Annotated in this window: 16 protein-coding genes; 6 read left to right on the top strand and 10 right to left on the bottom strand. The window is 33.1% G+C overall.

Annotation, left to right across the window (positions count from 1 at the left end; translation table 11 throughout):
* The first annotated feature begins 17 nt into the window (after positions 1-17).
* Positions 18-935, top strand: coding sequence for a ketopantoate reductase family protein (locus A4F88_RS24345; RefSeq protein ID WP_068845683.1), 918 nt, complete (start codon positions 18-20; stop codon positions 933-935).
* A gap of 4 nt (positions 936-939) precedes the next feature.
* Here the strand turns inward: A4F88_RS24345 and A4F88_RS24340 are convergent, their stop codons facing one another.
* On the bottom strand, positions 940-1,134 hold the full coding sequence (locus A4F88_RS24340; RefSeq protein WP_068845681.1) for a hypothetical protein: 195 nt from the start codon (positions 1,132-1,134) through the stop codon (positions 940-942).
* Between the two features lie 220 nt (positions 1,135-1,354).
* On the opposite strand from A4F88_RS24340, the gene A4F88_RS24335 reads away from it, so the two are divergent.
* Positions 1,355-1,897 (top strand): DUF3575 domain-containing protein, encoded by a 543-nt coding sequence (locus tag A4F88_RS24335; RefSeq protein ID WP_068845679.1) that lies wholly within the window; start codon positions 1,355-1,357, stop codon positions 1,895-1,897.
* 31 nt (positions 1,898-1,928) lie between these two features.
* Here the strand turns inward: A4F88_RS24335 and A4F88_RS24330 are convergent, their stop codons facing one another.
* Positions 1,929-2,618, bottom strand: a complete 690-nt coding sequence (locus tag A4F88_RS24330) for a response regulator transcription factor (RefSeq protein ID WP_068845676.1) — start codon at positions 2,616-2,618, stop codon at positions 1,929-1,931.
* Between the two features lie 10 nt (positions 2,619-2,628).
* Entirely contained in the window at positions 2,629-3,987 is a 1,359-nt protein-coding gene (locus A4F88_RS24325) for a sensor histidine kinase (RefSeq protein ID WP_068845674.1), read from the bottom strand.
* A 136-nt stretch (positions 3,988-4,123) separates the two neighbouring features.
* Between A4F88_RS24325 and A4F88_RS24320 the strand changes: the two genes are divergently transcribed.
* A complete protein-coding gene (locus tag A4F88_RS24320; RefSeq protein ID WP_068845672.1) occupies positions 4,124-6,238 on the top strand; it encodes an outer membrane beta-barrel family protein in 2,115 nt (704 codons plus the stop codon).
* Positions 6,239-6,330: 92 nt separating this feature from the next.
* Here the strand turns inward: A4F88_RS24320 and A4F88_RS24315 are convergent, their stop codons facing one another.
* Both A4F88_RS24315 and A4F88_RS24310 read right to left on the bottom strand, forming a co-directional pair.
* A complete protein-coding gene (locus A4F88_RS24315) occupies positions 6,331-6,936 on the bottom strand; it encodes an RsmD family RNA methyltransferase (RefSeq protein ID WP_068845670.1) in 606 nt (201 codons plus the stop codon).
* Complete coding sequence (locus A4F88_RS24310; protein ID WP_068845669.1) at positions 6,933-7,754, bottom strand: DUF3822 family protein; 822 nt, start codon at positions 7,752-7,754, stop codon at positions 6,933-6,935. The genes A4F88_RS24315 and A4F88_RS24310 overlap by 4 nt, the downstream gene beginning before the upstream one ends.
* Positions 7,755-8,121: 367 nt before the next feature.
* Between A4F88_RS24310 and A4F88_RS24305 the strand changes: the two genes are divergently transcribed.
* Together A4F88_RS24305 and ygiD are read left to right on the top strand one after the other, a co-directional pair.
* Positions 8,122-9,531: an ATP-dependent DNA helicase gene (locus A4F88_RS24305; RefSeq protein ID WP_068845668.1), complete on the top strand. Its 1,410-nt coding sequence runs from the start codon at positions 8,122-8,124 to the stop codon at positions 9,529-9,531.
* 104 nt (positions 9,532-9,635) lie between these two features.
* Positions 9,636-10,466: a 4,5-DOPA-extradiol-dioxygenase gene (ygiD, locus tag A4F88_RS24300; RefSeq protein ID WP_068845667.1), complete on the top strand. Its 831-nt coding sequence runs from the start codon at positions 9,636-9,638 to the stop codon at positions 10,464-10,466.
* A 113-nt stretch (positions 10,467-10,579) separates the two neighbouring features.
* On the opposite strand, the gene A4F88_RS24295 is transcribed toward ygiD, so the two are convergent.
* Positions 10,580-11,920 carry an outer membrane protein assembly factor BamB family protein gene (locus tag A4F88_RS24295; protein ID WP_068845666.1) on the bottom strand — a complete coding sequence of 447 codons (1,341 nt, stop codon included), beginning with the start codon at positions 11,918-11,920 and terminating at the stop codon, positions 10,580-10,582.
* Positions 11,921-12,052: 132 nt separating this feature from the next.
* On the opposite strand from A4F88_RS24295, the gene kdsB reads away from it, so the two are divergent.
* On the top strand, positions 12,053-12,787 hold the full coding sequence (gene kdsB, locus A4F88_RS24290; protein ID WP_068845664.1) for a 3-deoxy-manno-octulosonate cytidylyltransferase: 735 nt from the start codon (positions 12,053-12,055) through the stop codon (positions 12,785-12,787).
* 171 nt (positions 12,788-12,958) lie between these two features.
* Here the strand turns inward: kdsB and A4F88_RS24285 are convergent, their stop codons facing one another.
* From A4F88_RS24285 to uvrA, 4 genes are all read right to left on the bottom strand, one after another.
* Positions 12,959-15,370 (bottom strand): alpha-ketoacid dehydrogenase subunit alpha/beta, encoded by a 2,412-nt coding sequence (locus tag A4F88_RS24285; protein WP_068845662.1) that lies wholly within the window; start codon positions 15,368-15,370, stop codon positions 12,959-12,961.
* 188 nt (positions 15,371-15,558) lie between these two features.
* Positions 15,559-18,309: a gluzincin family metallopeptidase gene (locus tag A4F88_RS24280; RefSeq protein ID WP_068845723.1), complete on the bottom strand. Its 2,751-nt coding sequence runs from the start codon at positions 18,307-18,309 to the stop codon at positions 15,559-15,561.
* Positions 18,310-18,611: 302 nt separating this feature from the next.
* Positions 18,612-19,340 carry an LOG family protein gene (locus tag A4F88_RS24275; protein WP_068845660.1) on the bottom strand — a complete coding sequence of 243 codons (729 nt, stop codon included), beginning with the start codon at positions 19,338-19,340 and terminating at the stop codon, positions 18,612-18,614.
* A gap of 537 nt (positions 19,341-19,877) precedes the next feature.
* On the bottom strand, positions 19,878-22,709 hold the full coding sequence (gene uvrA, locus A4F88_RS24270) for an excinuclease ABC subunit UvrA (protein ID WP_068845658.1): 2,832 nt from the start codon (positions 22,707-22,709) through the stop codon (positions 19,878-19,880).
* Positions 22,710-22,808 lie beyond the last annotated feature (99 nt).

The raw sequence follows: 22,808 nt of genomic DNA, 5'->3' as shown, positions 1-22,808 counted from the left end.
TTTTTAATTTAAAATTTATGAAAAGAATTGGAATTTTAGGACTTGGTGGAGTAGGTGGTTATTTTGGCGGACTTTTGGCAAAAGCGTATTATAAGTCTGATGAAGTCGAAGTGATTTTTATTGCTCGTGGCACTACACAAAATGCGATTGCAGAAAGCGGATTAAAAATTGTAACTGATGATTCTGAAATCGTAGTTCATCCTAAAATAGTGTCTAATAATCCGGATGAAATAGGGGTTTTGGATTATTTAATTTGTGCTACAAAAACCTATGATATCGAAGAAAGTTTACTTTCTCTTCAAAAATGTATTGTTCCTCAAACGATAATTTTACCATTGTATAATGGTGTTGACGCTCAGGAACGCATTACAAAAATATTTCCTCAAAATGATGTACTACAAGGTTGTGTGTATATTATTTCGATGATTACTTTGCCGGGAACTATTCGGAAAATGGGCTTTTATGAGAAATTGTTTTTTGGTTCAAAAGCAGTTGAGGTTTCAAAACTAAATGAATTGCAAAGTATTCTTCAAAAAGCTAAAATCGAAAGTTATCTTGTAGACAATATCGAAGAAACAGTTTGGGAGAAATTTATCTTTATTTCGGCATTGGCTTCTGCAACTTCTTATCTCAACCAAAATATTGGAGAAATTATAAAAAATGCCGATTCTAAAGCGGTTTATGTAGAATTACTAAAAGAAATCGAACTGGTAGCAAAAGCAAAAGGTTTGCAATTACCAGACGACATTGTAGAACAAACAATCGTTAAACTAGAAAAATCGCCCAAAGAAGCGACTTCATCTATGCACAGGGATTATTTGGCGGGTAATAAAATAGAAGCCACTTCACTTACCAGATTTGTAGTAAATGAAGGTTTAAAATATGGCGTAAAAACTCCTCTGTACGAAAAAATAGCTCATACTTTATTGTCTTAAATGTTTATGATTCGTCTTTTGTAGCACGAACTAAGCTGATTCCGGAAGTAAAAAATACAATTCCAAGAATACCATAAATAATTAACGATTTAATATCCCGTGTTTCGCCGGATGTTCCTGCAAATATCACAGCAGTGTAGATTAAACCTACTATTCCAAGAATAGTAAGTAATCCTCCAAAAAATCTTTTTAGGTTCATGATGATTGGTTTTTAAAAGTTTCATTACAAATGTATTACGTAGTTTTTATAACGTGTTATACAATTGATTTTAAAACTTATATCATTAACAGTAGACAACAAAATGCAAATGAGTAGCAGATTAAAGCAGGGTTATTTATTGTGAGAAAATATTTATTTTTTTTAACTAGTTTATGTTGTTTTAAATGTTATTTTTGGCGCAACTAATTTAAAACCAAACATGAAAAAAAATCAAATTCTTTTATTATTCTCCATTCTTTTTGCAAGTGTCGTTTATGCACAAAATGATAATCCAGTTTCTGTTGAAAAAAATCAATTTAAGATTAATATGTTATCGCCTGGCTTTGTTTACGAATATGGTTTTGATACAAAAAACACATTATATTCTGAGGCGAGTTTAAGTTTAGGATTTTCTGTCAATTCCAATAGTTCAAATTTTGCTATATTTCCTAATATCAATGAGCAATTTCGCCATTATTATAATTTGGAGAAAAGAGCTGCGAAAGGAAAAAAAACAGAACGAAATTCAGGAAATTATTTTGCAGGAAATGCAGTTTATACATTCGAATCTATTTCAACAAACAGAGATTACAGAGAAGCGGTTCCATCTTTTACACTTGCTGCCCTTTGGGGATTGCAACGAACTTACAAAGGAAGGTTTAATCTGGAGTTTAATATTGGACCAGGAGTAAATTTTGACAAATATGATACTGAATTTGTTCCTGTAGCAAATTTTACTTTAGGCTGGGTTATTGGAAAATAAATTCAGAAACAGATCAAAAAACCTTGATTCGTCAAGGTTTTTCTATTTTAAATTCTAAACCAATACTTCGTACCGTTTCAATACTAATTCTAGGATCAGAATTAAAATATTTTCTAAGTTTACTGATAAAAACATCCATACTTCGACCGGAGAAATAATCATCTTTTTTCCATACAGACATTAGAATTTGTTCTCGCTTTAGTAACTGATTATGATTGAGATACAAATACTCAATAAGAGAAGCTTCCATTTCTGTAAGCTGTTGAACATGATTTTTTGAATTAAGAGTTAAGCGTTCATTGTCGAAAATATAAGAACCTATTTCGATGCTGTGATTTCCGTTTAGACTTCTTTTTTGCTCCATTCTTTTTAAGATATTTTGCAGGCGCAAAATCAGTTCTTCGGCTTCAAAAGGTTTTATGATATAATCGTCGGCACCTAATTTAAGTCCGATGATTTTATCTTCTTTTAATTTTTTGGCTGTCAGGAAAATAAACGGAACTTCGGGATTAATTTTGACCACTTTTTCTGCCAGAGAAAATCCGTCGAGTTTAGGCATCATAACATCAAAAACACAAATATCAAAAGTTTGGTTTTTAAAATATTCTAAGGCTATTTCGCCGTTTTCTGCCCAGAAAACGTCATATTGATGCAATTCTAAATATTGTTTTAGAACATTCGCAAAATCAGCATCATCTTCGGCTAAAAGTATTTTTTTCAAAAGGAATAAATTAAATTTTAAACATTATGGTAAACACAGCACCTTTTCCTAAATCGCTCATAACAGCAATAGAACCCTGATGCGCTTTTATAATCTGATCAACATAATAAAGTCCTAAACCAAGACCTTTTGTATTGTGAAGATTTCCTTGTTCTACACGATAAAATTTTTCGAAAAGTAGCGATTGTTTGCTTTTTTCAATTCCAATTCCGTCATCTTCAATACTTATCGAGAATTGTTTTTCGGCAGTTTTGGTTTTTATCGTAATAATTTTTGAACCATATTTCACGGCATTTTCAAGTACGTTTACAAGCGCAGTGGTTAAATGAAATTTATCCAGAATCAGACTTGTATTTTGAGTTTGAAAATCAGTTTTAATTGTAATATTTGGAAACGTGATCCTGAAATCGTTTACAATCGAAAGCAGAAAATCTTCTGTTTCAATTTTTTCCTTTTGTAATTCAAGTTCATTTTCTGCCAAAGAATTGATCATAACCTGATCAATTAGATTTTGAAGACGATTGTTCTGACGTGAAATGGTACTGACAATGTTATTGAAATTTTCATCGTTGTCACGAATGTTTTTCTGTTCTAAAATTTTAGTCGAAATCCCTAAAGTAGCCAAGGGTGTTTTGAGTTCGTGTGTAATATTGTTGATGAAATCGGTTTTAACATCGCTTACTTTTTTCTGTTTAATTAATGCTTTTATCGCAATTATAAAAAGACTGATTATGGTAACGATCGACAGCAAAGACAAGATCAGAATAAAAGTCATTCGCTTTAAAATAATCATTTCCCAATCGATAACCGAAACGTACATTGAATCTTCGGTCAATAATTTATATTCGTGATTTTCAGTTATTCCGTTCATGGTCCTGACATAATTTCGAACCAAAAAAGCCTGATTTATAGAAGACAGATTTCCGTATAATTTGTTTTTGATAAAAGGCTTTTCAGAGAAAATGGTATCTGCTTTTATTTTGTTTTGATACAGTATAAATTTATTGAGTACAATAGCAAAATCTATTTGTAAGTTGGGTAAATCTCTTTTTAGCTTACGCTGAATTTTTTGTGTTAAGACATCATTATATTCATTTTCCAGAATATAGTTTTTAACCTCAGATTTGGTATTTTTTCCCTGAATATAGTTTTGTGATAATTGCTTGTAAAGTTCTTCTTTTTTAGAAACAAGTACAGAGTCAATATCGCTGTAATTGTTAGTGATTTGAGCAATTTTGTTCTTGATTTCGGTATGAAACTGAGCTACTTTATAGTCATAAGTAGTTTTAACCAAATAGCATTGAACCGTTGATAAAACAATCAAAGCAATCACAGAAAAGCCTATTAATAAATTGATTCTTTGTTTCATAAAGTAAATAAAGCTTTTCAAAAATAATGCTTTTATGAGACAATAAACACATTAACGCCGCATTAACCTTCAATTAACTTTCACAACACTTTTTTAGAAGCATTTTTGCATGATTACAATCTAAAATCGAACCAAAATGAACCTTAATTTGCTAGTGAAACTTTTTTTAATTCTCTTTTTGTTTTTGCTTTCTTTAATTGGATATGCACAAAACGAAACACCCAAAGACAGTCTTTCTCATTCATTAAATGAAGTTGTAGTTGCTCAAAACAAGAAAACGTTTACCAATACAAACGGAAACATAAAAGTAGATGTTGCCAATTCTGTTTATAGCTCAATTCCCAATACAGTCGATTTACTGGCAAAATTGCCAACTGTTCAGGTTAGTGCTGATAAAGAAAGTATTTCGGTTGTGGGCAGAGGAAATCCTTTAATTTATATAGATAATCAGAAAGTGGGGATTAATGACCTGAATGCTTTGGCTGTAGCCGATATTAAAACGATTGAAATCATTCAGAATCCATCTTCGAAATATGAAGCCGAAGGGCGGTCTGTTATTTTAATCACCAAAAAGTTTAGTAAAAAAGACAGTTTTAGAACCGAAATTTCTGAAGTCGCTTCTTTTAAGAAAAATTACAACAATTACATCGGATTTAATTCCAGTTTTAAAAAGAATAAACTAGAATGGAATGCTAACTTTAATCATAATGCACTTAATCCGTGGGAAAGGCACAGTATCGATTATCAAATTGAAAATGCAAATATTGCATCTCAATATGATGTTATGGCTAATACCAAACGAAAACAATATGTTTTTGGCGGTGGTTTGTTCTATAAGATAAATGAAGATGATTATTTTTCGTTTAATGTTAATTCCAGACTTCGAAGCGAAACATTTCCCATTTATACCGCTACATACAACAAAAATCAAGATGCTGAAAATACGGTTTTAACCTGGAGCGATAATAAGAGTAAAAAGAATTTTGTAAACTCATTTCTCAATTATTCAAAGAATATAAAAGCAATTAATACACAGCTTTTTGCAGGTTTCCAATATTCGAATCTTCAACGGACTTTGGAGACTTTAGTGAAAAATAAGTATAACGAAACAGAATTTGATCTGGCACAAAACCGAAACCAAAAGTTTAATGTTGATGTGTTTTCAGGAAGAATTGATCTGGAAAAAAAGTTCAAAAATGAAATAAAATTAGAATACGGCGGACTTTATTCAACAGCAAAATCCAAGTCAGATACAGATATTTTTGATTTTGAGGAAAATAAAAGTACGGCTTTGGATTATGATTTTAAAGAAGAAAATTTAGGAGCTTACACTCAGTTTTCCGGAAAAATTAAAAAGATCAATTTTTCTGCCGGACTTAGAGTTGAAAATACAAATGTCAACGGAAAATACAGAACAGATTCTTCGGCTTTGGTTGGTAAAAATTATACGAATGTTTTTCCGAAAATGCAGCTTTCTATGGCAATTGACAGCACAAAAAATATTAGTCTCAATTATTCAAAAAGTATTTCACGTCCTGATTATTCCTCCTTAAGTAATGTTGCCATTTATATAAATCCGTACTTTATTTATGTAAGTAATATCAATTTAGGTCCAACATTTATTGATGAAATCTCTTCGACTTTTCAGTACAATAACAAATCAGTGAAAGTGAGTTATTATCAAAATAAAAATCCGGTTTATAATAGTTTCTTTTTTGATAAGGAACAGAATATTATGACTTTTAAAGACATAAATTTTGACAAAGAATCCGGTGTAACTCTTGATCTTGAGATGCCTTTTACATATAAGTTCTGGACAATAACTAATTCTTTGGTATTTGTTTCAGAGAGAATAAAAGATGCTTCGGCAGTATTTCTTTCTTCAAAACCGTATTTGTATTATTATTTTAATAATGAATTTAAACTTCCAAAAGGATATACAATGGTAGTAGTTTTAAGAGGTGTTACAAAACAAAATAAGGGAGTTTTTGAAAGAAACGCAAGAGGAATTGTAGACATGGCAGTTTCTAAAACTTTTTTTAAAAATTGGAATTTTGCCCTGAATTTTAATAATGTATTTAAAAATATTGACGAAGAAGAAGTATTTACAATCAACAATGTCAGTTCAAAAGCAAGGTATCTGGTTGATGAACATGAAATTTCTATTTCGGTTAAATATTCTTTTGGGAAAGTGAAAGAAACAGCATTTAAAGGAAAAAGTATAGAAGAGAATTCAGATCGGGTTAGATAATAAAAGCTGTAAATTATGATTCATTTAAGCACAAAGCCGGAATGTTTAAAAATTCCGGCTTTGCTTGGTATGATATGAATTGAAAACGAAAATTACCCTTCGTCTTCTTCTGTAACTTTTATAGCCGAATCACCCGGAAGTTCTTCGTCATCATCAGTCGAGTTTAATTCGAAGAAACTAAAAAAAGAACCTCCATAACTTTTCTGAAAAGAAAAATTACTCAAATGATTCATTTTCGTGTATTTAGAATGCTCGATGATCATCATTCCGTCTTCGTGCAATAGTTCTTTTTCGAAAACCGTTACTACAATTTTCTCAAAAGCCGCCTGATCAAATCCGTATGGCGGATCGGCAAAAATAATATCGTAAGAGGTTTTACAATTTTCAAGAAATTTATAAACATCACTTTTAGTTGCAGCGATATCAAAATCATATTCTGATGAAACCTGTTTAATGAATTTTACACATCCAAAATCACCATCAACAGATGTGATTGGAGCACTTCCGCGTGAAGCGAATTCAAAACTAATATTTCCTGTTCCCGAAAATAAGTCCAAAACCTTTAAGCTATCAAAACTAAAATGATTATTCAAAACATTAAACAATGCTTCTTTGCTCATGTCAGTCGTAGGTCTTACAGGAAGGTTTTTTGGCGGAAAAATTCGGCGTCCTTTGTATTTTCCTGAAATAATTCTCATGATTGAAATAAGATATAATGTTTTTGATTTTGCGCAGTTGAAAAGCTGTTTCTTTGTTGTAAAGTGCTTACATCCAAAAATGAAATATGTCGAATGTATTTATACGCAATGGCATAAAATGGATCGTTTTGGTCTATTATGCCTAAAAGTTCAAGATGAAAACTTTCAGGATTTAAACTTAATTGTTCGGCTGTAAAAAGCAAATAGTAAATAAAATCTTCCGGTGTCTGATATTCAAAAGAATTAAACAACAACAATTTTTGATTTTGTACCACAATGATTTCAAAATGACCAAAGTTAAAGTTAACGACCATTTTCTTTTCGTCATTGTTTTTAGAACCTTCCAGAATTTTTTCGACCAAAATACTGTTGGCGTGCTTGTAATCGAAAGCGCCAAACTGGTCAATAAAGAAATTATTGATGTTAACATACGGAATGTAAACCGCATTCATCTGATAATTGGAAATCTGATCGTAAGCAAAAAAATCAGTTTCAAAAACTTTTGTATTGTATTGTAAATAGCTGCCCAGGAAATTTTCGTCGAATAAAGCTGTTGGTACAAAAGTCGAAAGATTGTTATTATGAATCACTAAAATTTCGTCGTAAGTATCTCTTAACTCGGGATTATCCCTAAAAGCATCTCCAAATAATTCTTCGATTTTGGTTGCTTTATGAAAAGTTTCAAAATGAATTTCTTTTAGAGAAGTTATCGTGTTATTTAAAGTATCAAAACAACAAAACGACAATCCGGTCAGTGAAACCTGAATGGAAAGCTTTTTGTAATTTTTTGAAGTGATGTTAGTATTTTGTAATGACATGTTGATTTACAATTCGTTACCTGATTTTCAAGAAAGAATTTAAGGCGACCACAAACTTACAAATTAAAAAGGAACAATTTTCAATATCAAAAATCAATTTCGATATCAAAAATCGATGCAATATCAAAAAATAATATTAAAACAAGGTTACCAAAGTATTATCATTGTTTTTTATAAACGATTTAATCTCCATAAATTCATATGATATAAAAATTCGAAGCAAAGCTTAAATATACTTACATTACTGATATGGTTTAAATTATTGAAGATTGCTTTTGTCACTGTATTGATTCTTGCCATTGTCATTGATTCTTGAAATTTGACATTACCATTTAAAAAGCCGAACTTTGTGATTCAATTTTACCCTATGACTTCAGCATTGTTTTACAGCGTTTTGCAAAAACGATTTCCATTTGCACCTACATATAAACAGGATATTTTTTTTCAGAAAATCGCCATTTTCCTAACAGATACACATAATGATACCATTTTTGTGCTGAAAGGATATGCCGGAACAGGAAAAACGACTGTTATTTCGACGATTGTAAACAATTTAGGCGACATTAATAAAAAGTTTGTTTTGCTTGCCCCAACCGGACGTGCTGCAAAAGTTATTTCTAATTACTCCAATACAGCTGCATTTACCATTCATAAAAAAATATATTTTCCTAAAAAATCGGCTGGAGGAGGAGTTGCTTTTACCAAACAGGTTAATAAACATAAAAATACCATTTTTATAGTCGATGAGGCTTCGATGATTTCAGATAGTACTTTAGACAGTGGTTCGCTTCTCGACGATCTGATTAATTATGTTTATTCCGGAGTTAATTGCAAAATGATTTTACTGGGAGACACAGCTCAGTTGCCACCGGTAAATTTAGATATAAGTCCGGCGCTTGATATTCAGACTTTAGGTGTTCATTATGATAAAGAGATTGAGCATATCGAACTGGATGAGGTGATGCGTCAGGAAGAAAGTTCAGGGATTTTATACAATGCAACCGAATTACGTGAATTGCTGAAAGAAAGTTTTATAACAGAGTTTAGATTCAATGTCCGCAAATTTAAAGATATTGTTCGTTTAACAGATGGTTATGATATTCAGGATGCAATAAATTCTGCCTATAGTAATTACAGTATCGAGGATACCGCATTTATTGTACGTTCAAATAAAAGAGCCAATCAGTACAATGAACAGATCAGAACCAGAATTCTGTTTAAGGAAAGTGAACTTTCGGCTGGTGATTTTTTAATGGTCGTTAAGAATAATTACTTCTGGCTGAAAGAAACAGACGAAGCCGGGTTTATTGCCAACGGTGACATTATTGAAGTGCTTGAACTTTTTGGAATCAAGGAATTATACGGATTCAATTTTGCGAAAGTAAAAATCAGAATGGTCGATTATCCCAATCAGAAACCTTTTGAAACTGTACTGATTTTAGATACGATTAAAAGTGAATCTCCATCGTTAACCTACGAAGAATCAAATCGTTTGTATGAAGAAGTGATGAAAGATTATGAAAGTGAAAGTACAAAATATAAGAAGTTTCAAAAGGTCAAAGAGAATGAGTATTTTAACGGATTGCAGGTAAAATTCTCTTACGCTATTACCTGTCATAAATCGCAGGGAGGGCAGTGGGACACAGTTTTTATTGAGCAGCCTTATTTGCCAAACGGAATTGATCGTGATTATATCAGATGGCTTTATACTGCTATGACACGAGCTAAAAATAAGTTATATTTGATAGGATTTAAGGACGAGAGTTTTGAGGAATAGTTTTTTTGATAGCCACGAATTAATTCAAATACTTTGCGTATAGATTTTAAAAAATAAATTCGTGAATTCGTGGCGGAAAATTTTACTGTTTTAAATACGAAAAAATGACAACACTAAACGACTTACATTCGATTTCGTCTACGTTTTCGAATACAGATAAAATGCCGGTTTTATTTTTAGGACACGGCAGCCCAATGAATGCTATTGAAGAAAATCAGTTTGTAACCGGTTTTCGTAATCTGGCAAAAACATTACCACAGCCCAATGCTATTTTGTGCATTTCGGCACACTGGTTTACAAAGGGAACCAAAGTAACTTCGATGGAAATGCCAAGAACGATTCATGATTTTGGAGGTTTTCCGCAAGCGCTTTTTGATGTACAATACCCTGTAAAAGGAAGTCCGGAACTGGCGGTAGAAACTCAAAAACTATTAGATCCTGTTCAGATCGATTTAGATGAACACTGGGGATTAGATCACGGCGCCTGGAGCGTAATCAAGCACTTATATCCGGAAGCAAATGTTCCTGTAATTCAGTTGAGTATTGATTATACCAAATCGGGGCAATATCATTTTGAGCTGGCTCAGAAATTACAATCCCTGCGTCATAAAGGTGTTTTAATTATCGGAAGCGGAAATATTGTTCATAACCTGCGTTTGGTCGATTTTAGAAATTTTGATAAAGACAATTACGGTTACGACTGGGCAATTGAAGCCCGCGAAACCATTAATCATTATTTGCTCGATGGTAATTTTCAGCCTTTAATAGACTTTGAAAAAATGAATAAAGCGATTCAATTGGCGATTCCAACTCCGGATCATTATTTGCCTTTGTTGTATACTTTAGGCTTAAAGGAAAAATCAGAAGAACTGAGTTTGTTCAATGATAAGTTATTGGCTGGTTCTTTGAGTATGACCTCAGTAAAAATTATGTAATATAGCTTTATAAATCTTTGCGAATCTCTTTGAAATTTTAGCGCAACTTTGTGTAATAATTCTTCAACAGAGAATCACGAAAATTTCACAGAGATTCGCAAAGTATATTGTATTTATTGAGCTTTCTGCAGGTTGTAAGCATACAGATAACCATCAGCACTTCCAAAATAAATCGTGTTGTTACTGATAAAAGGCGACGAAACAATTGGTCCTAATTGATAAAACTTATCCATTACCTTTTTGTTGTTGTCATAAACAGACAAATCTAGATTTTGAGCCGCATATCCAAAATCTAAAAGATCATTTTTTAAAGTAGAAGCTGCGAATTGTTTGCGGTTTTCGGTACTTACAAAATTTGATTTTTTACCATTAGAAAGTAAATCCAGACTAAAGAAATTACCCGTAAAATCTCCAAAATAAATCGTGTTTCCTGCTATTGCCGGCGAAGTGTAAACATAACCATTAACTTTAAGTCTGTATTTTTCAGCACCGGTTTTAGCATCCAGAGCGAGTAAAGCATAAGTATCAGAAGTTCCAACATACACTGTATTATCTTTAATTACTGCTGAGCTCAAAATCCAGGAATTTTCGGCATCGTATTTCCAAATCAGTTTCCCTGTTTCTTTATCTAAAGCAAAAAAGAAAGGTTCCCGTGCTCCAAAATAAACTTTGTCACCTGCAACAGCAACTGATGATTGAATTCCTTTAAAACCCATTTTAGTTCCTGTAGCAAAATGCCATATTGCTTTACCTGTTTCGGCGTTTAATGCATACAAAGTCGCATCCCAGCCGCCAATATAAATTTTGTTCTGATCGATTACAGGAGTTCCGTGAACAGGTTCATTTGTTTTAAATTTCCATTTTAAACTTCCGGTTTTTGCATCCAGCGAATAAACATTTCCGTCACTGCTTCCAAACAAAACAGATGCAGTATTTTTATTCTGATACACCACAGGCGACGATAAATAAAAATCCCAAAGATCCTCCATGTATTGCGTTTCCGGCTTCATGCCCCACATTCCTGTTTCTCCCAGCCAGTGTTCACCTCCGGTTTTAAATTTCCAGATAAGTTTTCCATTTTCAGTATTTACAGCGTAATAATTGCCATCGAAACTTCCGAAATAAATCATGTTTTCAAAAATAGCAGGAGAACTATGAATTGCACCGTTCGTTTTGAAATTCCATTTTAAATTTCCTGATTTTTCATCAATAGCATATAGAAAGCCATCTTCGCTGCCAATGTAAACCATTCCATTTTTAACAATTGGAGAAGAGAAAATTTTTCCGTCTGTTTTAAACTTCCATTTTAGGCCTGAAAGTGGCTGATACTCTTTTCCATCAAAAATTCTATTCGAAAAAGCATTCATTGTTTTAGGATCGGTTTTTTGGCTTAAAGCCGAATTACAAATGACTAAATTCAATAAAAGCAGGATCAGAATTGAAGGTTTTTTCATGGTATTTTTTCTGATAAATATAATGCATTTTTTAAATTGTTGTCAATCAGTTTTGTAACTATCTATTACAATTATGTTTTTTATCTCAATTTTGATTAGCTACATTTGTTTTACTTAAAATATAGATTTAAAATGAAAATAATAGCGGTAATTCCGGCACGATATGCCTCAACACGTTTTCCTGCAAAATTAATGCAGGATTTGGGAGGCAAAACAGTAATTTTAAGAACGTATGAAGCTGCAGTTTCGACCCAATTATTCGATGATGTTTTTGTAGTAACAGATTCTGATTTGATATTTGATGAAATCGTAAATCATGGCGGAAAAGCGATTATGAGTATTAAAGAACATGAATCCGGAAGCGACCGAATTGCTGAAGCTGTTGCTAATCTTGATGTTGATATTGTGGTAAATGTACAAGGCGACGAGCCTTTTACAGAAGCCGGACCTTTAGAACAGGTTTTGTCAGTATTTAAAAATGATACAGATAAAAAGATTGATTTGGCTTCGCTAATGCGTGAGATTACAAACGAAGATGAAATCAATAATCCTAATAATGTAAAAGTAGTGGTAGATCAATCGGAGTTTGCATTGTATTTTTCCCGTTCTGTTATTCCGTATCCAAGAGATAAGGATGTTGGTGTGCGTTATTTTCAGCATATCGGGATTTATGCTTTTAGAAAACAGGCGTTATTAGACTTTTACAGCCTTCCAATGAAGTCTTTAGAAGCTTCTGAGAAACTGGAGCAATTACGATATTTAGAGTTTGGAAAACGCATTAAAATGGTTGAAACAACTCATGTTGGAATTGGAATTGATACTGCTGAAGATTTAGAGAAGGCTAGAATTATGCTGAAGGATATTTAATTAATTGATAATTGATAATTGATAATTGATAATTGATAATTGATTTGAGCATTATCCACAATCTTTTCATTTCGACGAAGGAGAAATGACAAACTGCATGGTTACTTTGTGTATAAAATAAAAAAGCTCCAATAATTTTGGAGCTTTTCTTTTATCTAAAATTCTAAAATCTTAGTATAAACCAGGGAATTTAGAAGGATTAACTTCATTCATCATGCTGTAAACCTTTTCGAAAATATCTTCGGCAGAAGGTTTAGAGAAATAATCACCATCAGTTCCGTAAGCAGGTCTGTGTGCTTTTGCGGCAAGAGTCTGAGGTTTGCTGTCTAAATAACGATAAGCGTCTTGTTCTTCCAGAATTTGCTGTAAAATAAAAGCCGAAGCTCCACCAGGAACATCCTCATCAATTACCAACAAACGGTTTGTTTTAGCAATACTTTTTACAATATCTTTATTGATGTCAAACGGAAGTAAAGACTGAATATCGATTACTTCACAATCAATGCCTAAATCTAACAACTCAGTTGCAGCTTGCTGTACGAGTCTCAATGTTGATCCGTAAGAAACTAATGTAATATCTGAACCTTCTTTTAGTGTTTCAACTACACCAATTGGTGTTTTGAATTCTCCAAAATTCAAAGGTGTTTTTTCTTTTAAACGGTAGCCATTTAAACATTCGATTACTAATGCAGGCTCATCACATTCTAAAAGAGTATTGTAGAATCCGGCAGCTTGTGTCATGTCTCTTGGAACTAAAACATGAATTCCGCGAATCGCATTAATAATCATTCCCATAGGAGAACCAGAATGCCAGATACCTTCTAAACGGTGTCCGCGGGTTCTGATGATTAATGGTGCTTTTTGTTTTCCTACAGTTCTGTATTGTAAAGTTGCCAAATCATCACTCATGATCTGGATGGCATATAGTAAATAATCTAAATATTGAATTTCAGCAATTGGACGTAAACCTCTTAAAGCCATTCCAATTCCTTGTCCAAGAATAGTAGCTTCACGAATTCCAACATCGGCAACACGAAGTTCTCCGTATTTTTCCTGCATACCTTCTAAACCTTGGTTTACATCACCAATGTTTCCAACATCCTCACCAAAAATTAAAGTTTCAGGATATTTAGAAAATAAAGCATCAAAGTTGTCACGTAAAATCATACGTCCGTCTAAATCAGCTTTTGCATTATCAGCATATTCAGGAAATACCTTTTTTACTGAAAATACATTTTGATCTGAATCTGAATGCAGGTTACTGCTGAATTTTGGTTGTGTTACAGCAATAAAGTTTGTGATCCATTGAGATAACAGAACTTTACTATTTGGAACTTCAATAAAGCGCAATATTTTTCTGGCGTAAACCAGTATTTCTTTTTTCAATGGTGCCTTAATAGCACTTAATTCTGAAATATATTTTCTGATTCTGTCTTTATGGTTGATGCTTGCTTCGGCAATTTGCTCCAATAAAGCCAACAGATTTTTTTGATCTTCAATAATTGGGTTGATAAAAGAATTCCAGGCCTCTTTTTTAGCTTCCAGGACTTCTTTTTTCAATTCAAAATCAAGTTCTGAAAGTTCTTCAGGAGATGCAATATTGATGGCGATCATCCATAAACGCATCTGACGGATACAATCAAAATCTCTTTCCCAGGCAAGTCTTTCACTGCTTTTGTAACGTTCGTGTGAGCCTGAAGTAGAGTGACCCTGAGGTTGTGTTAATTCGTTTACATGAATTAAAACAGGAATATGTTCTTCGCGGGCAATAGCTCCGGCTCTTTCGTAAGTAGAAACCAACTCGGCATAATCCCAGCCTTTAACTCTAAAAATTTCATACCCTTTTGAGTCTTCGTCGCGTTGGTATCCTTTTAGAATTTCAGAAATATTTTCTTTAGTAGTCTGATGTTTTGCATGAACAGAAATTCCGTATTCATCATCCCACACACTCATTACCATTGGTACTTGTAAAACTCCTGCAGCATTGATGGTTTCAAAAAATAAACCTTCAGATGTACTTGCGTTTCCAATAGTTCCCCATGCTACTTCGTTACCGTTTACAGAGAATTTGTCTTTAATGGTAATTCCGTCAACGTTTCTGTAAATTTTAGAAGCCTGCGCCAATCCCAATAATCTTGGCATTTGTCCTGCAGTAGGCGATATATCTGAGCTTGAATTTTTTTGTTTGGTAAGATCTTTCCAGGAACCGTCTTCGTTTAAACTGTGCGTTACAAAGTGTCCGCCCATTTGTCTTCCGGCAGACATTGGATCAAAATCTAAATCAGTATGACCGTATAAACCAGCGAAAAATTGTTTTGGAGTTAGTTCGCCTATAGCCATCATAAAAGTTTGATCGCGATAATATCCGGAACGGAAATCTCCGTTTTTAAAGGCTTTTGCCATAGCAAGCTGTGGCACTTCTTTTCCGTCACCAAAAATTCCAAATTTGGCTTTTCCTGTTAATACTTCCTTACGACCTAAAAGACTACATTCGCGGCTGATAACTGCAATTCTGTAGTCGTTCAATACCTCAGTTTTGAAATCTTCAAATGTTAATGTAGTATTGTTTTTTTCTTTTATCATAATCTTGTAGGGACATGTTTAGACTGCGAAATTACTTAAAAACAATCAATAATCATAATTCTTTAAAATAAATATAATTTAATTATTTGTATTTAAACTCAAAAAATCAGGTGTTTTATTTATGTTATTTACACTAAAAAAATGATTTTTGTGATAATTATGCATGTTTTTGTTTAAAATTTATTCAATTAAAACCATTTTCTGGTGAAAAGATTGACTAATGTTTTTGGAGACAAAGTCATTACAAAACGTATTTTTTCATCATATTTATTTTGAGAAACCTCCCAGCCATTATTAGAATAAACCGGAAAATAAAGCTCAAAATAATCCGGAACCAGATTTAACCGGATACCACTATCGTAAACAAAATTGTCACTCTGGTGTTTGTTTTTCATGAAACCAACATCACCATAAACTTCAATCCAGTTCCAGATAGAATAACTGGCGTTCAGTGTTGTCATCCATTGATTGGCGTAGGATGGCTCTATTTTAGACTTAAATCCTCCTTCGGCCATAATGAACTGCTGACTAAAAAATCCGCTACTTTCAGATCTTCCATAAAAGTTATAGTCAAACATATAATCAGTTGGTCTGTCTAAACCAAAACTAAAATAATCTGAATTTGTTGTGTTGTACAAAAAGCTTCCGGCGTATACTCTTAAATTTAACTTATGATTGTTTTCAAACAAACGTCTGTATTCGACTTCTGCGGCCAATTTTCCAAAATTTCCCGAAAACTGAACATCTGTCATAAAGTTAAAATGGTCAATTAATTCTGTTTTAGTATTCATGTAGCGTGCATTAAAAATCGAATAATTTGGTTTCGAATTATCAGTAATATACTGACTTGCTTCACGATTTACAATAACCTGACGAAACATAATTAATTGTTTTCTGTTGTCCCTGAAATTTTCTTCACGAATTCTAAACTGCACCATCGGATTCAGTCTTAGATAAGTGGCATCCGGTGCGTAGTGAAAATAGTTTTGGCTAATAGAATAGCGTACGTTGTAAAGTGTGCTATTGCGATAATACTCACTCCATGAAAAAACAGATGAACCGGAAATTGTTCGGGCATTAAGCGAATAAGCAGGAGTAATGTCAAATGTAAAAGGTTTGTCCAGAATCGTTTTATTGTGAAAACGTATTCCGGGCGTAAAACCATCATATAAGTTGTAGGTTAATGTTGGAATATATAAAATCTGATTGTAATACGGATCTTCCAGATCTTTGGCAAAATTAAATTTTATCGGACGATTGGTAATGACCAGGCTTTTTAATGATTTCCAGTTGTTTCTTTGGTTATATTCCGGAACCTCATTGTCATAGTTCAATACTATTTTATCAGCATTTTTTCGGTCAAATTCATAAACTGAATCAGCTTTTTTAGGTTCGATCCATTCTTTAAATACAACTTCATTTTTCTTAATTCCGTAAACCGGAATCGGAGCATAAATGCCTGTTTTGTTTTTTATAGAGAACTGTACACTGTCTTTGGTTCTGGAAACATTTGTAAATTTATAATCGATAATATCTCTGGATTCTATAATCGTTTTAAAAAACCAATTGATATTTTTAGGACTATTTTTTATCAGGATTTTTTCAAGATCATATCGATTTGTTTGTTTGCTTTTATTCAGGTCATAAAATTCCTGTATACTCTCCGGAACAATATTATGGTTTAAATAATCATCTAAATAACTCAAACTTAAACCTGCGCGATATTTACTGGCAATTTGCTCGTTGAATTTTATTAAGGTATTTTTCGGGTCACCAAGAGGCTGATCGAGATTTTTTCGGGCCATCAGCATATAATAATAGCTGTATTGTTCATTAAAAGTCAGACTTGTAATGTTGTAACTTTTTAAAAGTTTCATGTCCGAAAGTTTTCCCAGCATTTTTTGATCCAGATGATTTTCTTCCATAAAATGCATCATCGCATAAATCTGGATTCCGTCATAAACCCAATTGTCTTTTCGGGGATCTAAGTGCAAACTGTTTTTTAGATAATTGTTCAGATACGTCTTCAAGAACGTAATTTCGAATACAAAATCATCCGAAAACGGGCTAATAAACGAAGGCAGCTGATTTAAACCATAAAACGGATTTCGGTCATAATCTACTTGTGAAACCGTTATTTTCTGATGCGGATATTTTCCAATAAAACTATTAGCAAAGCTCACAACTCTGTTGATGATAATAGCTTTTTGTATTTCGCTTATTTTTTTATTTTTAAGATTTGTAAGTACTTCTAATGAGCCATTTTCATAACTTCTAAAACTGTTTTGTTTCTCGATAAACAAGTTAAAATCGGTTCTGTTTTTTCCGGATAAAAACAAGGTTTTAAAAGAAGTATTGGTGATATCTTCTGATGTTATATTCAAATCAGAAGTAATACTGTATTGATTTGGGATTTTGATTTCAATTTCATAATCTGTGCCGGCATTGGCAATATCATCGAGGTTGAAATTGTTGTATTTCATAAAGCGATGATTCTCAAAACGGGCAGGGCTTAAAAACCAGTTTTTGAGGTTCATACCGCCATTTTGGTCAAAACCATAATGAGTAAATTTGTCACTCGGAATTTTAGAAATATAAGTTAAATGCAAATCAATTTTTTCCCCCGGACGTAATTTTCGGTTTAATTTAACCACAATATAATCCGGATTTTTAGCCGTTCTTTGCCATTCCAGAGCCGCATAATCGGAGTCAGTCAGGCTTAAAATGGTTGTGTTTCCTCTTTCGGCAGCTTTTGCCAAATGAAAACCTCGATAAAATTCATCAGAAAAACGTCTTGCCAATGGAGTATTTTTATCAGAAAAAGCATTGTTCCAGTCATTCAGAACAATCGAAATCAAAGAATCGTTTGAAGTGTTATAATAGGTAATATCCTGTTTTACATTCAGCGTTTTAAGCTCAAGATTAACCGCAACCTCCATCTTAGACTGATGTTGTGCGTACTGTTTTGCCGAACTGAATAAAACAAAAACAACGATAATGATTTTATAAATTGATCTCAATGATTGGCGTAAAAATGATTAATTGATCTTAATTTTCGAGCATAAAAATGATTCGCTTTTCTGTAAAAATAGCATAAAAAAAGCTGTTTTAAAAAACAGCTTTCATTTTTTGTAAGATTTAATGTCTTTTTACCATATAAGTTAGGTGAGGGAATTCAAGTTTAATGCTTTATACATCATTTTTAAATGGATTTACAGAACTTATCAGGATTTAAAAATATTTAGAAATTTGGACTTAAATCGTATTTTTTATAGAATTTATCTAATACATCAACTACTTCATCCTCAGTATCTACAATCTTAAATAAGTTTAAATCTTCCGGGCTAACGGTATGCATTTTTTCTACCAGAACTGTTTTTACCCATTCGATCAATCCAGACCAGAATTCAACACCAACTAAAATAATTGGGAATTTTCCAATTTTCTTAGTTTGGATTAATGTGATCGCTTCAAACATTTCATCAAGAGTTCCAAATCCTCCAGGCATAACCACAAAACCTTGCGAATATTTAACGAACATTACTTTTCTCACAAAGAAATAATCGAAATTCAGGTTTTTATCGTGATCAATATAAGGGTTAAAGTGTTGTTCAAATGGCAATTCGATGTTTAAACCAACCGAAGTTCCGCCACCTAAATGTGCACCTTTATTACCAGCTTCCATGATTCCGGGACCACCTCCTGTGATCACACCGTAACCAGCTTTACTGATTTTATATGCAATTTTTTCTGCCAGTAAATAGTATTTATCGTCTGGCTTTGTTCTCGCCGATCCAAAAATAGATACACATGGACCAATGCGTCCCATGCTTTCGTAACCGTTTACAAACTCAGCCATAATTTTAAAAATTGCCCAGCTGTCATTGGTTCTAATTTCATTCCACGTTTTTTGTTTTAAACGATCCTGAATTACTTTGTCCTCATCATTATCAAAATCTTCTAATCTCATTTTAGGTATTTTAATTATTTATATTGTTATTTCAGTTGTGTCTTTTTTTTAATTGTCATCCTAACCTGTAGTCAAATTAAGGAGCTATTTCCTGCTGTCCGCTATATCTTTTGCGGCGAACCCCGCCACAAAAGGATGCCGCTCCCATCAGGGCTAGGACATTTATTTTTAATTGAAATTTTGTTTTTAACCCATAAAAAAATTGCCAAAATCAAATGCTTTGACAAAAAGGGCGTACTAAATTAGTGCTTTTTTCGAGAATTGTTACAAAAATCAAGGTTTATTAATTTAAATGTAACGTTTATTCTACATTGATTTTGATGGAGGATTCATTATCAATAGATTAAACAATTGAGTTGAAATGTCATTTGTTTTCTCGAAATTATATTTTAAAACAGATCAAAGATCAACAGATCAAAAATCTGTTGTTAGAAAATAGATCGTTTGCTTAAAACTTTTTCAGCTTATAACAAAGTGCTTAAGGTTTCATTTATATTGTATGGACGGATTTTAATCCGTCCATTTTATAACAATATTTTATTCCAGTTCTTTTTTCAAAAACTTAGCTGTATAGCTTTTTTTATTTTTTGCAACTTCTTCCGGAGTTCCTTTGGCGATTAGTTGTCCGCCGCCTTTTCCGCCTTCTGGACCAATATCTATAATATAATCTGCAAGTTTAATAACATCCATATTATGCTCAATAACCAGAATCGTATTTCCTTTGTCAACCAGTTTGTTAATGACTTCCATCAACACACGAATATCTTCAAAGTGTAAACCTGTAGTGGGTTCATCCAGAATATAGAAAGTATTTCCGGTATCTTTTTTCGATAATTCTCCTGCAAGTTTAATACGTTGCGCCTCACCACCCGAAAGTGTTGTGCTTTGTTGTCCAAGTGTAATATAGCCTAAACCAACATCCTGAATTGTTTTTACTTTCCTATAAATCTTCGGAATGTTCTCAAAGAACGGAACTGCTTCATCAACAGTCATATTCAGTACATCCGAAATAGATTTTCCTTTGTATCGAATCTCTAAAGTTTCTCTGTTAAAACGTTTTCCCTGACAAGTTTCACATTCTACATATACATCCGGTAAAAAGTTCATTTCGATAGTTCTAACTCCTGAGCCTTCACAAGTTTCACAGCGACCGCCTTTTACGTTAAAGCTAAAACGTCCGGCTTTATAACCACGAATCATACTCTCAGAAGTCATGGTGAATAAGTTTCTGATTTCGGTAAAAACTTCGGTATAAGTTGCGGGATTTGAACGTGGTGTTCTTCCAATCGGACTTTGGTCAATATCAATTACTTTGTCAATATGTTCTAAACCTTCGATTTTTTTATAAGGCTGTGGTTTTTTTACACCATTAAAATAATAAGCATTCAGGATAGGGTAGAGCGTTTCGTTAATCAAAGTCGATTTTCCGCTACCAGAAACTCCTGTCACACAAATTAGCTGACCTAAAGGTATTTCGATCGAAACATTTTTCAGGTTATTTCCTGTTGCTCCGGTTAGTTTTAAAAATTTACCGTTTCCTTTTCTTCTCTCTTTTGGAATTTCTAATTTCATTTTACCGTTCAGATATTGAGCGGTAATCGTATTTGATTTTAGGGTTTCTGCCGGAGTTCCAATGCTAATAATTTCTCCACCATATTTTCCTGCTTTTGGTCCAATATCAATTACATAATCAGCAGTTTCGATCATGTCTTTATCGTGTTCTACTACGATAACTGAGTTTCCAATATCACGTAATTGTTCCAGGGATTTAATCAGTTTCTCATTATCTCTTTGGTGTAAACCAATACTTGGCTCATCCAGAATGTATAAAACACCAACCAATTGTGAACCAATTTGTGTTGCCAGACGAATACGCTGTGCTTCACCACCCGAAAGTGATTTTGAGCTTCGGCTTAAAGCCAGATAATTCAAACCAACATTCATCAAAAAGTTCAAACGATCTTTTATTTCTTTAACAACTTCTGATGCAATCAAAAGTTGTTTATCTGTTAGATGATTATTTAAATCCTGAAACCATGCTGTCAGATCTGAGATGTCCATATCGCATAATTCAGTGATGTTTTTATCGTTAACCCTGAAAAACTGAGCTTCTTTTTTAAGACGGGAACCTTCACAAACCGGGCAGTTAATTTCGTCCATGAAATCTTTTGCCCAACGTTTTATAGTTGTTGAAGCGCTTTCATCATATTGATTTTTGATGAAATGTGAAATTCCTTCAAAATCTATTTTATAATCTCGGGTTACACCTAAATCTTTAGAATTTACAGTGAATTTTTCTTTTCCGCCATGTAAAATCATATTCATGGCTTCTTCCGGAATCTTCTCGATTGGATCGGTTAATTTAAATCCGAATTTTTCTCCAATGACTTCCAGTTGCTTAAAAATCCAGGATGATTTATATTCGCCAAGCGGAGCAAAACCACCACTTTTAATTGATAGTTTAGGATTTGGAATAATCTTTTTTACATTGATTTCATGCACAGTTCCCAATCCGTTACAATGCGGACAAGCTCCTTTAGGAGAGTTAAATGAAAATAAATTCGGCTCCGGGTTCTGATAAGAAATTCCTGTTGTCGGACACATTAAATTTCTACTAAAATAACGTACTTCATTCGTGTCCTGATCTAAAATCATTAATACATTTTCACCATGATGCATGGCTGTATTGATGCTTTCTGCCAATCGTTTTTGATTGTCTTCGGTATTTTCGATCAGCATTCTGTCAACGACAATTTCGATATCGTGTGTTTTGTAACGATCCAGTTTCATTCCGGAAACCAAATCCTGAACTTCGCCATTTACACGAACTTTAAGAAATCCCTGTTTGGTAATTTGTTGAAATAACTCGGCGTAATGTCCTTTTCTTGCCCTGATAACCGGAGCGAGAATATTAATGCGCTTTCCGTTAAAATTCTGAATAATCAAATCTTTAATCTGGTCATCAGAATACGAAACCATTTTTTCGCCTGTATTATAACTGTAAGCATCTGCACCACGAGCATAAAGAAGTCGAAGGAAATCGTATATTTCAGTAATGGTTCCTACGGTTGAACGCGGACTTTTACTTGTTGTTTTTTGTTCAATCGCAATTACCGGCGAAAGTCCGTCGATTTTATCAACATCAGGACGTTCTAATCCGCCAAGAAACTGTCTGGCATAAGCAGAGAAAGTTTCTACATAACGACGCTGTCCTTCAGCATAAATAGTGTCAAATGCCAATGACGATTTTCCTGAACCTGATAAACCGGTAATAACAACCAGTTTTTCACGCGGAATTGAAATGTCTATATTTTTTAGATTATGAACTCTTGCACCAAGAACTTCAATAGTATTGTCTTTTTCTAACATAATTTTGAGCAAAACGCAAAGTTACCACTTTGATTTGTTCTTTTTGTGCTCGATAGCAAAACTTTATGTTACAAATAGTAACAAAAAAACGCCAGCCTA

The organism is Flavobacterium chilense (assembly GCF_001602525.1).
GTDB lineage: Bacteria > Bacteroidota > Bacteroidia > Flavobacteriales > Flavobacteriaceae > Flavobacterium > Flavobacterium chilense.
Note: the sequence above shows the minus strand (reverse complement) of the source record. Positions and strands in the feature narration are given on the sequence as shown.